Raw genomic sequence first — 13,677 nt, forward strand, 5'->3', positions numbered from 1 at the left:
GTGCGCGGTCGGCCACTGCCCTGCCGCGACGCCCTTCGGTATCGTATGGAGGAATTTGAATTCCACAAAGCGGAATAAGGGATATGTCGAAGCGGTCGAGGGGGCGGGGCGTGGGACGGTCGGGCGGCATCCGGTGGGGGCGGGCGGAACACGGAGACGCCCGGGGAATCGGTGGGCGGGCGCTGCGGGGCGTGGCCCAGGTGATGTTCCTGCGCAACGCCTGGGCGGGCGCCGCCTTCTGTCTCGCGCTGCTCGCGGCGGACTGGCGCTACCTCGGCTACGGTCTCGGCGGCGCGGCTCTCGGTGCGGGCGGGGCGCGGCTGCTCGGGGTGGCCCGCGACCGGGTGGACGCCGGGCTGGAGGGGTTCAACTGCTGTCTGTTCGCCCTGTGTTGCGCGGTGTTCCTGGACGCCGGACGGCTGTCCACGGTGCTGCTCGCCGCCGGGGGCGCGCTGGTCGTCACGGTCGTCACCGCGGCGGTCGCCCGGCTGCTGCGCGTAGGGCACCTGCCGCCGCTGACCGTGCCGCACTGCCTGATGGCGAGCGCGGTGACGGTCGCCGCGCCCGCCTACCGGCGGATCTGGCCGCACGGGGACGCGCTCGCCGCCCTGCCGCGCGCCGCCTCCGGCCCGGCCGGGCTGCGCCCGGGGGAGCTCTGGCGGGGCTTCTTCCGCACCATGGGCCAGGTCTTCTTCCTCGACGAGTGGTACGCGGGGGCACTGGTGCTGGCGGGCGTCTTCGTGGCCGGCCGCGTGGCCGGGCTCGTCGCCTGCGCGGGCGGCGCGACCGGCCTGCTGACCGCATGGGCCCTCGGCGTCCCGGCGGAACGGATCGCGGACGGTACGGCCGCATGCAGCGCGGTGCTCGTCGCGCTCGCGCTGTGCGGTGTGTTCCTGACAGCGACCCGGCGCACCCTGCTGTACGCGCTGCTGGGCGCCGCGACCGCGACCGCCCTGACCCCGGCCGTCGCCGCCCTGCTGGCCCCGTCCGGCGGCCATCCCTTCACCTGGCCGTTCGTGCTGACGACCCTGGCCTTCCTGGCGGCCGCCCGCTCCTTCCCGCACCTGACCGTCCCGGCCGCGCCGGCGGGCTCCCGGATACCGACATGGCGGCAGGTACCCGAATAGCCGGGATATGTGGTCTGTTGACGGCGGGGTGTAACGCGGCGGCAATTACCGGACGCAGTAGGAGGGAGAAAAGGGCTCCGCCCGACCCGCTGCAGATCGGAAATTCCGTGAACCACACCGACCCGATTTCCGGATACCCCGCCCACGACCGGCCCCCGCCACCCGGGCCCGCCGCCGGCGCCGCCCGGCGCACGGCCCTCACGATCTGCACGATCGCCGACGTCGCGGCCGGTCTGCTTGTCCTGTGGATCGTGCTGCACCTGCTCGACGCCAACGAGGGCAACGGTTTCGTGGATTTCGTGCACACGATGGCCGACTGGCTGTCCGGATGGGCACAGGACATTTTCACGATGGACACAGAGGGTGTGCGTATCGTCCTCAATTACGGACTGCCCGCCATCATTTATTTGCTGATCGGCCACGGAATCGCCGCCCGGCTCAACCGGGCATGAGGAAATCCGAGACGCACGACAGCCGAAAGGAGCAGCGATGACATACGGCGTCACGGGAGGCGAACACCCCCCGATCTACGAGGACCTGCTGCGCGAGCGCGGCGACGTCGTCGCCGAGGCGCAGAGGGCCGCCGAGCACACCCGGCACCGGGCGGCGGAGCTGCTGGGCGGACAGCACGCCGCCCAGCACCACGCCCCGGAACGGCCCCATGCCGCCTCTCAGCACCATGCGGCGGCCCAGCACCACGCCCCGTCCCAGCACCACGCCGCGTCCCGGGCGTGACGGGCGGCCCGCCGGGAGGGCGGCGGGCCGTGCCTCCCGTCAGGCGTCCCGGGTGAAGACCATCACGAAGTCGGCCATCGCCCGCACCCGCGGCCGGTCCGGGTCCGGCAGGGCCAGCAGGCGCTCCCGGGCCTGTGCAATCGCCGCGTACTCCTCCTCCCCGCTCACCTGCCAGGCGCCCGTGAACAGGCCACCGGCCAGCGACTTCGCCATCGCGCGCGGGGAGACCTGGAAGGTGGTGGGCCGCTCGCTCGCCGTGCCCGCGTAGGCGAACCCGTGCGCGACGGCGACCGGAACGAGGTGGTCCGGTCCGTCCTGGCGCCGCCCCTCGGGGTCCAGCCGGTCCTCCAGGGCGCCCACGATCCGGCCGACGTCGTCCGTGGGACGCCCGCCCCGGGCCGGGACGACCAGGTAGCGGCCGCCCGGCCGGAGCACCCGTGCCATCTCCCGGAAGACCGCCGTCCGGTCCGGGCCGGTGTGCAGCAGCCACGTGGACACGGCCTGCGTCACCGAGGCGGTGCGCACCGGCAGCCGGCAGGCGTCGCCCACCGCCACCCGTTCGCCGAGCCGTTCCCTGGCCAGGGCGAGCATCCCGGGCGACAGGTCGATGCCGACCACCGAGTGCCCGCGCGCCGTGAGCTCCGCGGCGACGATGCCCGTGCCCACGCCGACGTCGAGCACCGGATGGGCCGGGTCGAGCAGCGGGGCCAGCTGCTCGGCGAACCCCGCCGCCCGTGCGGTGCCGCCGCGTGAGGCGTCGTACAGCGGCGCGATGTCGTCGAACTCCGCCGCCGTGGAGGCCGATGCCATGGGGGATCCCTTCGCGAGGCGGGCCGTCACCGGCCGTGCGGGGTGAACGTGACCGGCAGCGTCGCCATGCCCCGCAGGATGCCCTCGCGGCGCGACAGCGTCTCGTCCGGGGTGGCCAGCGTGAGGTCCGGGAAGCGGCGCAGCAGCGTGCCGATGGCGATCCGCGCCTCCATACGGGCGAGGGGCGCGCCGAGGCAGAAGTGCGCGCCGTGCCCGAAGGCCAGCTGCTGGGGCATCTCGCGGCGGGCGACGTCGAGGATGTCCGGGCGGTCGAAGCGGGCCGGGTCGCGGTTGGCCGCCGCCAGCCCGACGATGATCATCTCGCCGGCCGGGATGGTGACCCCGGCGATCTCGAAGTCCTCCACGGTGAAGCGCGCGACGCCCCGGCTGACCGGGCCCTCGTAGCGCAGCAGTTCCTCGATCGCCCCGGGGAGGAGGTCCGGGTCCGCCCGCAGGGCGGCGAGCTGGTCGGGGTGGCGCAGCAGCGCGTGGACGCCGTTGGCGATGAGGCTGGCGACGGTCTCGTGCCCGGCGAGCGTCAACAGGATGGTCATCGCGGTCAGTTCGCGGTCGCTGATCCGCGCCTCGGCCTGTGCCGCGCACAGTGCGCTCAGCAGGTCGTCCCTGGGCTCGGCCTTGCGCCGCTCGATCAGCGGCTGGAAGAACTCCACCAGCGCGGCCCGGGCCCGGGCGCCCTTGGCGAGCCGCTCCGGGGTGTTGGGCGGCATGATCAGGCCCACGGCCAGTTTGGCGAAATCCGGCTGTCCCTCGGTGGGGATGCCGATGAGGTCGCTGAGCACGGCCATCGGCAGCGGCAGCGCGAACTCCTCGACCAGGTCGGCCGATCCGCGCCCCGCGAACGCGTCCAGGAAGGCGTCGGTGTGCTCCTGCACGCGGGGTGCGAGCGCTTCCACCCGGCGCGCGGTGAACGCCTTGGAGACCAGGTTGCGCAGCCGCACATGCGTGTCGCCGTCGGCGATCACCATGCTGGACATCAGGATGTTGGTGCGCTGCTGCTCGGCCATCTCGTCCTCGAGGCCCCGCACGCCGACGGGACTGCTGCTCAGCCGCGGGTCGGTGAGCGCGGACACGGCCTCGTCGTACCCCGTGACCATCCAGACTTCAAGGGTGGGATTCAGCCGTACCCGCTGCACCGCCCCGTGCTCCCGGATCCGCTCGAACAGCGGGTAGGGATCGGGCTGTTGAGCGACATTGACCGGTACGTCGTGCACGATCGTCGGGCTCTGCTCGGGCATCCGCTGCTCCCCGTGATGTTTGTGGAAGATCCGAGGCAGGTAGTCATACCAGCCGACCGGGTCGCGTGGTAGCGTCACCGGCGTTCGGATCGAAAGAAGCACCCGTCAACCCCCGTCGCCCACAGGCGATTTGGGTGGCGGAAGCGGTTTCACCAGAAGCATTTGCGGCCCCACCAGGGCCTGTGTGCGGGGGGAGACGTTCGTGGAACAGGGCGCCGTGCAGGCGATCGCCGGGGATCCGCTGCTGGATCTGGCCCGGCCCGAAGTCCTCCGCGACCCGTACCCCGCCTATGCCCGGCTGCGGGAGACCGCGCCCGTCTTCTGGCACGAACTCCTCGGCTCCTGGGTGCTGACCCGGCACGCCGACTGCCTCGCCGTGCTCACCGACAGCGCCCGCTTCGCCTCCGACTGGCGCCGCGCCGGCGAGGACATCCCCGCCCCGCTGCTCAGCGTGCAGACGCTCGACCCGCCGGAGCACACCGCCATCCGGCACCTGCTCCTCGACGGCTTCCGCGCCCAGGACCGCCAGGCCCTGCACGAGCGGCTGGAGAGCGAGGTGCGCACGCTGTTCGCCGGCCTCGAGACGCGGCCCTCCTTCGACTTCGTCGGCGACCTCGCCGAACCGCTGGCGCTGCGCTTCATCACCGCCTTCCTCGGCGTCCCGGCCCCCGACCTCGACTGGTTCGTGCCGATGTCGCGGACCGTGGTCGACGGCATGGACGCCGGTCTGTGGCCCGAGAAGAACGAGCCGGCCGTCACGGCCCGCGCCGAACTCGCCGCCTACGCGGGCGGCTGGCTCGCCGATCCGCCCAAGGAGGGGCTGATCGCGTACGTGGCGGAGCACGCGAAGTCGTCCGGCGTCGAGGAAACGATCCTGCGCAACAGCCTGCGGGCCGTGCTGCACGCCGGCTACGAGTCCGCCTCCCGGCTGCTCGGCAACGCCGCCGCCGCGCTGCTCACCACCCCCGGCGCCCTGGACGCCTTCCGTAGGGCGCCGCTCGCCACCGCCGTCGACGAACTCGTCCGCTACGACGCGCCCGTCCAGGCGGACGCCCGCGTCTGCGTCGAGGACACCGACCTCGGCGGGGTCACCATCCGGGCGGGCGACCCGGTGACCCTGCTCCTCGGAGCGGCCAACCACGATCCGCTCCGCTTCGCCCGTCCCACCGAGCTGCGGCTCGACCGCGCCCCGAACCCGCACCTCGGGTTCGGCCGCGGGGCCCACGCCTGCCTGGGCGCGTCGATGGCCATCCGGCTCGCCGGATCGGTCCTCGCCACCCTGGCCGGGCGGTACCCCGAGGCGCGGGCGGTCGCGGAACCATGCCACCGGCGCAACCTGACCCTGCGCGGTCTCGACCGCTTCGAGGTCACGCTGCGCCCACGAGAAGCGGGGGAGGAGGTACGGACATGAAGTACTGGCACTGAGTCTGCAGCGGAGCGGTGCCCGCCGGCGTCACGGCGGGCACCCCGCTCCCGCCCGCCCGCCGCGCCCACCGCGCGGCGGGCGGCCTTTTTTGCCGTGAAGGGGGGCGGGCGGGGTGTGCGTGGGGGAACGGGAGCGGCGGGGGTGAGGGTGCGCCGATTCCCTGGGACCGCCGCGCCGCCTGTGAGCCCAGGCATGCCGCCGGGGCCCGGGCGATGTTCACCGCCCGAGCCCCACGGCGCGCGTCGCCTCGGCCGTCGGCGACGGTGTTCCCCGGCCTGCCGCCGGCCCAGCGGCGTGCGCCCGTCTCAGTGGTCGGCGGGCCGGAAGCCGCGCAGGCGCAGGCTGTTGCCGACCACGAAGACCGAGGAGAACGCCATGGCGGCGCCCGCGATCATCGGGTTGAGCAGGCCGGCCGCGGCCAGCGGCAGCGCGGCCACGTTGTAGGCGAACGCCCAGAACAGGTTGGAGCGGATGGTGCCCAGCGTCCGGCGGGAGAGCCGGATGGCGTCGGCGGCGACCCGCAGGTCGCCCCGCACCAGCGTCAGGTCGCCGGCCTCGATCGCGGCGTCCGTGCCGGTGCCCATGGCGAGCCCGAGGTCGGCCTGGGCGAGGGCGGCGGCGTCGTTGACCCCGTCGCCGACCATGGCCACCGAACGCCCCTCGGCCTGCAGCCGCTTGACGACGTCGACCTTGTCCTGCGGCAGCACCTCGGCGATCACGTGCCCGGGGTCGATGCCGACCTCGGCGGCGACGGCCGCGGCGACGGCCTTGTTGTCACCCGTGAGCAGCATCGGCGTCAGCCCGAGGGCGCGCAGCCGCCGGATCGCCTCGGCACTGGTCTCCTTGACGGCGTCGGCGACCTCCAGGACCGCCCGGGCCTCGCCGTCCCAGGCGACCGCGACGGCCGTACGGCCCGCCGCCTCGGCCTCGGACTTGGCGCGCCGGAGTTCGTCGGGCAGCGACATCGCCCACTCGGCGAGGAGCTGTTCGCGGCCGACGAGGACGGCGTGCCCGTCGACGACTCCCTGGACGCCGAGACCGGGGACGGCGGCGAAGTCCTCCGGGGCGGGCAGCGCGCCCACGCGGGCGGTGGCACCGGCGGCGACGGCCTGGGCGACGGGGTGCTCGGAGGAGTGCTCCAGCGCGCCCGCCAGGCGCAGGACGTCCGCCTCGGCGGTGCCGGCGGCGGTGTGCACGGCGAGCAGGGTCATCCGGCCGGTGGTGACGGTGCCGGTCTTGTCCAGGACGACGGTGTCGACCTTGCGGGTGGACTCCAGCACCTCGGGGCCCTTGATGAGGATGCCCAGCTGGGCGCCGCGCCCGGTGCCGACCATCAGCGCGGTCGGCGTGGCCAGCCCGAGGGCGCAGGGGCAGGCGATGATGAGGACGGCGACCGCGGCGGTGAAGGCGGCGCCGAGCGAGGCCCCGTTGCCGAGCCAGAAGCCGAGCGTGCCGAGCGCCAGGGCGATCACGACGGGCACGAAGACGGCGGAGATCCGGTCGGCGAGCCGTTGGGCGGCGGCCTTGCCGTTCTGCGCGTCCTCCACCAGGCGGGCCATCCGGGCGAGCTGGGTGTCCGCGCCGACCCGCGTGGCCTCGACGACCAGCCGCCCGCCCGCGTTCAGCGTGGCACCGGTGACGCTGTCTCCCGCGCTCACCTCCACCGGCACGGACTCGCCGGTGAGCATGGAGGCGTCCACCGCGGACGACCCCTCCACCACGACACCGTCGGTGGCGATCTTCTCGCCGGGCCGCACCAGGAACCGGTCGCCGACCGCCAACGCGCCGACGGCGACGCGCTCTTCGCGCCCGCCGCGCAGGACGGTGACCTCCTTGGCCCCCAGCTCCAGCAGCGCCTTGAGCGCCGCGCCCGCCTTCCGCTTGGAGCGGGCCTCGAACCAGCGGCCGGCCAGGATGAACGCCGTGACGCCGGCCGCCGCCTCCAGATAGATGTTCCCGGTGCCGTCGGTGCGCGCGATGGTGAACTCGAAGGGGTGGGTCATGCCGGGTGTGCCGGCGGTGCCGAAGAACAGCGCCCACAGCGACCACAGGAACGCCGCCGACGTCCCCACCGAGATCAGCGTGTCCATGGTGGCCGCGCCGTGCCGGGCGTTGGTCCAGGCGGCCTTGTGGAACGGCCAGGCGGCATACGTCACCACGGGCGCCGCCAGCGTCAGCGACAGCCACTGCCAGTAGTCGAACTGGAGCGCGGGGATCATCGCCAAGGCCACGACCGGCACCGCCAGGGCCACCGCGGCGGTCAACCGCTGCCGCAGCGGGCGCAGTTCGTCATCCGGTTCCGTCGGTCCCTCCGTCGTCCCCGTGGGTGGCGGCGCGGGCTGCCGGGCGGTGTACCCGGTGGCCTCGACCGTGGCGATCAGGTCGGCGACGGTGATGTCCTCGCGGTAGGTGACCTTGGCCTTCTCGGTGGCGTAGTTGACGGTGGCCTCGACCCCGTCCATGCGGTTGAGCTTCTTCTCGATGCGGGCGGCGCACGAGGCGCAGGTCATGCCGCCGATGGCGAGTTCGACCTCGGCGGCGCCGGGCGTGGTGGTGGTCATGTCTGCTCCTCGCAGTTCACGGACGCACCGGGCGGGGCCGGCGGTGCGCGGCCCCGCCCGTGGCGGGTCTCAGGCGGGCACGCGGCCGGCGAAGTCGTAGCCGGCCTGGTCGACGGTCCGGGCGATCAGGGCGTCGAGCGTCGCGTCGGGCTCGGCGGCCGTGGTCACCGTGACCAGGCCGGTGCCGATCTCGACCTCGACGGCCGTGACGCGGTCCAGGCCGCCCACCGCGTCGGCGACGACGCCCTGGCAGTGGGCGCTGCCCACGCCCTCGACCTGGTAGGTGGTCCTGAACTCCGTCGCGGTGTGGCAGCTTCCGTCCGGGGTGCAGCAGTTCGACACGGGATCCTCCGGTGAGACAAGTGATCGGAACGCCGCCCCATATACCCCCATGGGGTATGCGGCAGCGACGAGTCATGTATACCCCCACCCCGTATTCCCTGCAACCTCTCCCACGACTTGGCTTCATACCCCCTGGGGGTATGTTGAGCTGTATCGGCCGCTCACCCGCAGCGGCCGGGAGGAGGAATTGGCCATGAACAACGGCGTCCGGATCACCGCCTTCGCCGCCGCGCTCGCGGCGACCTTCGGCACCGCCTACGGCGTGGGCACCGCCCTCGACCCCGTGTCGTCGGCGGCGAAGCCCGGCGCCCACACCGAGGGGCACGAGGCCATGGAGACAGGGCACGGCGGCGGCCGCGAGGAGACACCCCCCGGCGGTCTGCAGATCTCGAACGGCGGCTACACGCTCGCCCTCCAGACCCCGCGAGTGGAGGCCGGCCGCACCACCGACCTGCGGTTCGCCATCGTCCAGGACCGCACCGGCCGCAAGGTCACCGCCTACCAGGCGCAGCACGACAAGGAGCTGCACCTGATCGTCGCCTCACGCGACCTCACCGTCTTCCGCCACCTGCACCCCACCCGGGCCGCCGACGGCACCTGGTCCACCCCCGTCGACCTGCCCCGGGCCGGCGGCTACCGCGTCTTCGCCGACTTCAAGCCGGCGGGGGCCGACGCCCTCACCCTCGGCGCCGACCTCGCCGCCTCCGGCGCCTACCAGCCCGGCACGCTGCCCGAGACCGGCACCACCGCCACGGTCGACGGCTATCAGGTGCGCCTCGACGGCACCCTCACCCCCGGCCGGGACAGCGACCTCACCCTCACCGTGACGCGCGACGGCAAGCCCGTCCGCGACCTGCAGCCCTACCTCGGCGCCTACGGCCATCTCGTCGCCCTGCGCTCCGGCGACCTCGCCTACCTCCACGTCCACCCCAACGGCGAACCCGGCGACGGCACGACACGCCCCGGGCCCGCCATCTCCTTCACCGCCATGGCACCCAGCGCCGGCGCCTACCGCCTCTTCCTCGACTTCCGGCACGACGGCAAGGTCCGCACCGCGGCGTTCACGGTCCACGCGGGCGCCCCGGCCACCGCGCCCACACCCACCACCGAGCCGCCCGCGGACCACCGGGAAGACCAGGACCACACGCACTGAACCGACGCGCCGCAGGGCCGGCGAAGGACCCGGACCATGCCCATGGGACCGACGAGCCGCAGGGCCGGCGAAGGGCCCGGACCACGCGCACGGGACCGGCGAGCCGCAGGGCCGGACGAAACACCAGGTCACGCGTACCGAACCGACGCATCGCAGGGCCCGGCGAAACCCCCGCCCCCGCGTACTGAGTCGACGCGCCGCCTCCGCCGTTGTCAGTGGTGTGCTGCATGATGCGGCATAACTGATCAACGACGTGGAAAGGGCAGGGGATGATCCTGTCGCACCGCAGCCGGCCCCTCGCCCCTGTCGGCCCCGCCGGCGCCGATCTCCTGCGCATCATCTCCGACCCCGCCACCGCCGTGTTCCTCACCGTGCACGCGGGCGGCCGCCGCCGGTACGGCTACTGGCGCCCGCTCGACGGACGCAGCGGCACCGGCAGCGCCTACGTCGCCCTGCCCACCGACGCCTGCGACGCCCTGCACCGCGCCGGGCGGATCACGCTCGGCGAGCCGCTCGTCGACCCGTCCAAGACGACCTACCGCGTACGGTCCGTGGCCGCCGGCGCGAGAGCCCGCGCGGCCTGACGGTCCGGCCCCGGTGCGGGACTGGACCCGGCCTCGGGCCATGCCGGACACTGAACGCAGGTCAGGGAGGTGGTCCATGCTGACGCGCGTGCGGACCGAGCTGGGACAGGCCCTGTTCCGCCGGGTGGCCGGACCCGACGGACCGAGCACCCGTGCCCGCATCCACGAAACCCCGGGCCCCCGCTGGTTCGGCCCCGACCGCCCCATCCGCTCGGTCCACGGCGACGCGTCGATGTTCATCGGCGGGCTCGCCGCCCTGCTGCTGCAGTCCCTGCACCCGCTCGCCATGGCGGCCGTGGCCGCGCACTCCGGCTACCGCGGAGACCCCTGGGGCCGCCTCCAGCGGACCAGCACGTTCCTCGCCGTCACCACCTACGGCACCGCCGCCGACGCCCAGCGGGCCGTCGACCACGTCCGTGCGATCCACGACAGGATCCACGGCACCACCCCCGACGGCACGCCCTACCACGCGGCCGACCCGCACCTCCTCGGCTGGGTGCACGCCGCCGAGACCGAGAGCTTCCTGCGCGCGCACCAGCGCTTCGGCGCCCGGCCGCTCGACGCCGCCGGCTACGACGCCTACGTCGCCGACACCGCACGCGTCGCCGAGGCGCTCGGCGTCACGGACCCGCCCCGCGACCGCGCCGAACTCTCCGCCGTGCTGGAGGACTACCGGCCCGAGCTGCGGGCCTCCGGCGAGGCCCGGGCCGCCGCGCGCTTCCTGCTGCTCCAGCCGCCGCTGCCGCTCCCGGCGCGGCCCCTGTACGCCGGGCTCGCCGCGAACGCGGTGGCCCTGCTGCCGTCCTGGGCCCGCACCCTGCTGTGGCTGCCCCGGCTTCCCCTCGTCGAGGACCTGACGGTACGCCCGGCGGGGGAGGCGCTGACCCGGACCATCCGCTGGGCCCTGAGCCCCGTGCGCAATCAGGGCTGACCGGCCCGGCCTCCCCTCCGGCCGGCGATGCCCCGACGACCCCCGTGCGAACAGGCCGTCGGCCGCCGCCGTCAGCTTCCGGCCGCGTCCCGTACGGCGGCGTGGACGGCCCGGGCCAGCCGGGCGCCCCACCGCGAACGCGGGCCCGCGAAGGCGTGGGTCTCCTCACCGGCGTGCGGCGTGCGCGCGGCGATGCACACGGCGTCCGTGGGCGTGCCCGAGCAGTCGTAGCCGGCGTCGAGCAGCGCCTGCACCTTGGCCTCCGTCGCCGTGGCCACCGCGTTGACCAGGGCGGCGTCGGTGAGCGCGACCGGCAGCGCGACGACGGTGTTGACAGTGCCCGCGGGCTGCGGACCGGCCGTGCCCTCGGCGGGGGACGCCGCCCAGCCCCGCACCCCCAGACCGGCGGTGACGACCGCCTCCACGCCGCCGTCGTACGCCCGGCCGAACCGGGAGACGTCGGCGGCCGTCATCAGCCCCACCCCCGGCCCCCGCACCCCGGCCGCCTCGGCCAGCGCGGCCAGGTGCCGGTCCGGATCGGTGCGCCGGTAACCGTGCGAGACCTGCGCGTTGAGCACCCAGTGCCGCTCCCCGATCCCGCCGCCGAGCACGGCACTGCTGACCATCCGCCAGCCGGAACCGGCCCGCCACAGCAGGGCGTGCAGCCGCTCACCGTCCTCCGCGCGGGACAGCACCCGCACGGGCAGCAGAGCGGGAACGGGACGGGACGGCGGGACGGCGACGCTCACCGGGCGGCACTCCTCGGGGTGGGGGACCAGGTGATCGTACGGGCGAGCGGCCGCGGGCCGTGCGGCGGCCGGTGACGACGCCATGCGTGACGCGGTACGGCGCCCGGTGACCACCGGATGCGTGACGCGGTACGGCGACCCGTGACCACACGATGCGTGACGCGCAACGGCGGCCGGCGAAAACCACATGCGTGACGCCGTACGGAGGTCGGCGAAACCACATGCGTGACGCAGTACGGAGGTCGGCGAAACCACATGCGTGACGCAGTACGGAGGTCGGCGAAAACCACATGCGTGACGCCGTACGGCGTGACACGCTCCGCCCGTGAAGCGCGAACAGATCTCCCAACTCGCCCACGCGGACCACCCGATCGCGGCGCCGCTCGACGACGACGCCGTACGCCGGCTGCTGGACCGTGCCGTCCCGCACGCCGGCGCCCGCGTCCTCGACCTGGGCTGCGGCGGCGCCGAGTGGCTGCTGCGCGCCCTCGCCGCGTACCCACGCCTGCGGGCCGAGGGCGTCGACGTCTCCCAGCGCGCCCTGGCCCACGCGCGGGAGCGGGCGAACGCCCTCGGGCTGGAGGAGCGTCTCGTGCTCCACCACGAGGACGCCGCCGGCTTCACCGCGCCGCACTCCTTCGACCTGGTGATCAGCGTCGGCGCCACGCACGCCTTCGGCGGCCTGTCCGCCACCCTCGCCGCCGCCCGCAAGCACCTGGCCCCCGGCGGACGTGTCCTCGTCGGCGACGGCTTCTGGGAGCGGGCGCCCGGCACCGACGCGGTGGAGATGCTCGGCGACCTCGACGACCTGCCCACCACCGTCGACCGGATCGTCGCGGACGGCTGGACCCCGGTGCACGGTCACATCAGCACGCGCCACGAACTCGACGCCTACGAATGGGCCTGGACCGGCTCACTGGCCGCGTGGGCGCTGGACCACTCCGGCGATCCGGGTAGCGCCCAGGCGCTCGAGGCGGCGACGACCCACCGCGACGAGTGGCTGCGCGGCTACCGCGACTCCTTCGGCTTCGTCACCCTGGTCCTGCGCCCGACGCCCGCGGCCCTGTCCTGAGCCCTGCCCGATCAGCTCACGGCGTGCCCGGCGCCCACGGCCCTGACTGAGTGCTCACGGTGCGCCCGGCGCGCGTCGGCCGATCTGCATGCCCGGACGCCGCCGGTGCACCGTCAGATAGTGCAACCCGCTGCTCCCCGCCGCCAGGCTGCGGCTGCTGCCCCGCGGCAGCCACACCAGCGTCCCCTCGGCCACGAGCTCGTCCGTGCCGGCGCCGGTGACCGTGCCCTCACCGGCGACCACCAGCAGCAGGACGTCCAGGTCCGGCTCGACATGGGTGTCCACCCGTTCGCCGGGCGGCAGATGGACGACGTTGGCGTCCAACTGCCGTCCGGACTCCGCCAGTTTCCACGTCACGCCCGGCGCGGCCCCGGGGACGGCGAGGGCCCGCACGTCGCACAACGGGCGCGGCACGGCCGGCTGCTCCGACCGGCCCGCGGCCTCCTCCGGCTCACCCATGGGTGCTGCTCCCTTCCTCGCCTCGGCTGTCACCAGCGGTGTCCTCCGCCCCATCTTGCGCCACACGCCCCGGCGCCGGGACGCGGGTGGCGCCTCACCGACTCCGCGCCGCTCGATCGTCCTCGATCATGAGAGTGTGAGAACCGATCAGTCGAACGGTTCGAGCGGGGGAGTCACGTGCCAGCGGGGGAGAGCCGCGTCGCAGCGGGGAACAGCGGGACGTCGGCAACGGGCGGGCGCGGCCCGGTGGAGTTCACCCGGGTCCACCGGATCCTGATCGGTGTCGTCGTGTCGGGCGCCCTGATCATCGCCGGTATCGGTTTCGCCGGGTCCTACGCCGCCGTCCGTGAACTGGCGATCAAGAAGGGCTTCGGCACCTTCTCCTACGTCTTCCCGATCGGCATCGACGCGGGCATCTGCGTACTGCTCGCCCTCGACCTGCTGCTGACCTGGATCCGCATCCCCTTCCCGC

At 74.2% G+C, this 13,677-nt stretch carries 15 protein-coding genes; 9 read left to right on the forward strand and 6 right to left on the reverse strand.

The genetic code is table 11. The annotated features are described in order from the left end of the window. Positions 1-191 precede the first annotated feature (191 nt). The 3 genes from ACF1AL_RS21830 to ACF1AL_RS21840 all read left to right on the forward strand — a co-directional run bounded on the left by ACF1AL_RS21830 (position 192) and on the right by ACF1AL_RS21840 (position 1,862). Positions 192-1,127 carry an urea transporter gene (locus ACF1AL_RS21830; protein WP_391826980.1) on the forward strand — a complete coding sequence of 312 codons (936 nt, stop codon included), beginning with the start codon at positions 192-194 and terminating at the stop codon, positions 1,125-1,127. A gap of 107 nt (positions 1,128-1,234) precedes the next feature. Next, entirely contained in the window at positions 1,235-1,579 is a 345-nt protein-coding gene (locus tag ACF1AL_RS21835; protein WP_391826982.1) for a hypothetical protein, read from the forward strand. Positions 1,580-1,616: 37 nt separating this feature from the next. Further along, positions 1,617-1,862 carry a hypothetical protein gene (locus ACF1AL_RS21840; protein ID WP_391777627.1) on the forward strand — a complete coding sequence of 82 codons (246 nt, stop codon included), beginning with the start codon at positions 1,617-1,619 and terminating at the stop codon, positions 1,860-1,862. Between the two features lie 39 nt (positions 1,863-1,901). Here the strand turns inward: ACF1AL_RS21840 and ACF1AL_RS21845 are convergent, their stop codons facing one another. Next, the gene (locus ACF1AL_RS21845; RefSeq protein ID WP_391705996.1) at positions 1,902-2,672 is read right to left on the reverse strand and encodes a class I SAM-dependent methyltransferase; all 771 of its coding nucleotides are present in this window, start codon (positions 2,670-2,672) and stop codon (positions 1,902-1,904) included. A 26-nt stretch (positions 2,673-2,698) separates the two neighbouring features. Beyond that, a complete protein-coding gene (locus ACF1AL_RS21850) occupies positions 2,699-3,928 on the reverse strand; it encodes a cytochrome P450 (protein WP_366841255.1) in 1,230 nt (409 codons plus the stop codon). Between the two features lie 202 nt (positions 3,929-4,130). Between ACF1AL_RS21850 and ACF1AL_RS21855 the strand changes: the two genes are divergently transcribed. Then, complete coding sequence (locus ACF1AL_RS21855) at positions 4,131-5,339, forward strand: cytochrome P450 (protein WP_391777628.1); 1,209 nt, start codon at positions 4,131-4,133, stop codon at positions 5,337-5,339. Between the two features lie 320 nt (positions 5,340-5,659). Here the strand turns inward: ACF1AL_RS21855 and ACF1AL_RS21860 are convergent, their stop codons facing one another. Together ACF1AL_RS21860 and ACF1AL_RS21865 are read right to left on the reverse strand one after the other, a co-directional pair. Next, complete coding sequence (locus ACF1AL_RS21860) at positions 5,660-7,915, reverse strand: heavy metal translocating P-type ATPase (RefSeq protein ID WP_391826984.1); 2,256 nt, start codon at positions 7,913-7,915, stop codon at positions 5,660-5,662. A gap of 69 nt (positions 7,916-7,984) precedes the next feature. Beyond that, on the reverse strand, positions 7,985-8,257 hold the full coding sequence (locus ACF1AL_RS21865) for a heavy-metal-associated domain-containing protein (protein ID WP_384205429.1): 273 nt from the start codon (positions 8,255-8,257) through the stop codon (positions 7,985-7,987). Between the two features lie 193 nt (positions 8,258-8,450). Here ACF1AL_RS21865 and ACF1AL_RS21870 point away from each other — a divergent pair, with 193 nt between their 5' ends. The 3 genes from ACF1AL_RS21870 to ACF1AL_RS21880 all read left to right on the forward strand — a co-directional run bounded on the left by ACF1AL_RS21870 (position 8,451) and on the right by ACF1AL_RS21880 (position 10,925). Continuing rightward, complete coding sequence (locus tag ACF1AL_RS21870) at positions 8,451-9,410, forward strand: hypothetical protein (RefSeq protein ID WP_391826986.1); 960 nt, start codon at positions 8,451-8,453, stop codon at positions 9,408-9,410. A gap of 269 nt (positions 9,411-9,679) precedes the next feature. Further along, complete coding sequence (locus ACF1AL_RS21875) at positions 9,680-9,994, forward strand: hypothetical protein (RefSeq protein WP_366841260.1); 315 nt, start codon at positions 9,680-9,682, stop codon at positions 9,992-9,994. Positions 9,995-10,070: 76 nt separating this feature from the next. Further along, a complete protein-coding gene (locus ACF1AL_RS21880; RefSeq protein WP_366841261.1) occupies positions 10,071-10,925 on the forward strand; it encodes an oxygenase MpaB family protein in 855 nt (284 codons plus the stop codon). Between the two features lie 71 nt (positions 10,926-10,996). Here ACF1AL_RS21880 and ACF1AL_RS21885 read toward each other — a convergent pair whose 3' ends face one another. Next, entirely contained in the window at positions 10,997-11,674 is a 678-nt protein-coding gene (locus ACF1AL_RS21885) for an adenosylcobinamide amidohydrolase (protein WP_391705981.1), read from the reverse strand. Between the two features lie 325 nt (positions 11,675-11,999). Between ACF1AL_RS21885 and ACF1AL_RS21890 the strand changes: the two genes are divergently transcribed. Beyond that, positions 12,000-12,746 carry an SAM-dependent methyltransferase gene (locus ACF1AL_RS21890; RefSeq protein WP_391826988.1) on the forward strand — a complete coding sequence of 249 codons (747 nt, stop codon included), beginning with the start codon at positions 12,000-12,002 and terminating at the stop codon, positions 12,744-12,746. Positions 12,747-12,800: 54 nt separating this feature from the next. On the opposite strand, the gene ACF1AL_RS21895 is transcribed toward ACF1AL_RS21890, so the two are convergent. Beyond that, the gene (locus tag ACF1AL_RS21895) at positions 12,801-13,205 is read right to left on the reverse strand and encodes a cupin domain-containing protein (protein WP_391826990.1); all 405 of its coding nucleotides are present in this window, start codon (positions 13,203-13,205) and stop codon (positions 12,801-12,803) included. 246 nt (positions 13,206-13,451) lie between these two features. Here ACF1AL_RS21895 and ACF1AL_RS21900 point away from each other — a divergent pair. Continuing rightward, a partial coding sequence (locus ACF1AL_RS21900; protein ID WP_391818050.1) for a DUF2637 domain-containing protein occupies positions 13,452-13,677 on the forward strand: 226 nt, incomplete at its 3' end.

The organism is Streptomyces sp. NPDC014801 (assembly GCF_043082085.1).
Lineage (GTDB): Bacteria > Actinomycetota > Actinomycetes > Streptomycetales > Streptomycetaceae > Streptomyces.

What these genes read in the sequence shown, in the direction of transcription:
- ACF1AL_RS21840 (WP_391777627.1), top strand. Translation starts at nt 1,617, where the DNA reads ATGACATACGGCGTCACGGGAGGCGAACACCCCCCGATCTACGAGGAC.
- ACF1AL_RS21895 (WP_391826990.1), bottom strand. Translation starts at nt 13,205, where the DNA reads ATGGGTGAGCCGGAGGAGGCCGCGGGCCGGTCGGAGCAGCCGGCCGTG.
- ACF1AL_RS21845 (WP_391705996.1), bottom strand. Translation starts at nt 2,672, where the DNA reads ATGGCATCGGCCTCCACGGCGGCGGAGTTCGACGACATCGCGCCGCTG.
- ACF1AL_RS21850 (WP_366841255.1), bottom strand. Translation starts at nt 3,928, where the DNA reads ATGCCCGAGCAGAGCCCGACGATCGTGCACGACGTACCGGTCAATGTC.
- ACF1AL_RS21880 (WP_366841261.1), top strand. Translation starts at nt 10,071, where the DNA reads ATGCTGACGCGCGTGCGGACCGAGCTGGGACAGGCCCTGTTCCGCCGG.
- ACF1AL_RS21870 (WP_391826986.1), top strand. Translation starts at nt 8,451, where the DNA reads ATGAACAACGGCGTCCGGATCACCGCCTTCGCCGCCGCGCTCGCGGCG.
- ACF1AL_RS21875 (WP_366841260.1), top strand. Translation starts at nt 9,680, where the DNA reads ATGATCCTGTCGCACCGCAGCCGGCCCCTCGCCCCTGTCGGCCCCGCC.
- ACF1AL_RS21860 (WP_391826984.1), bottom strand. Translation starts at nt 7,915, where the DNA reads ATGACCACCACCACGCCCGGCGCCGCCGAGGTCGAACTCGCCATCGGC.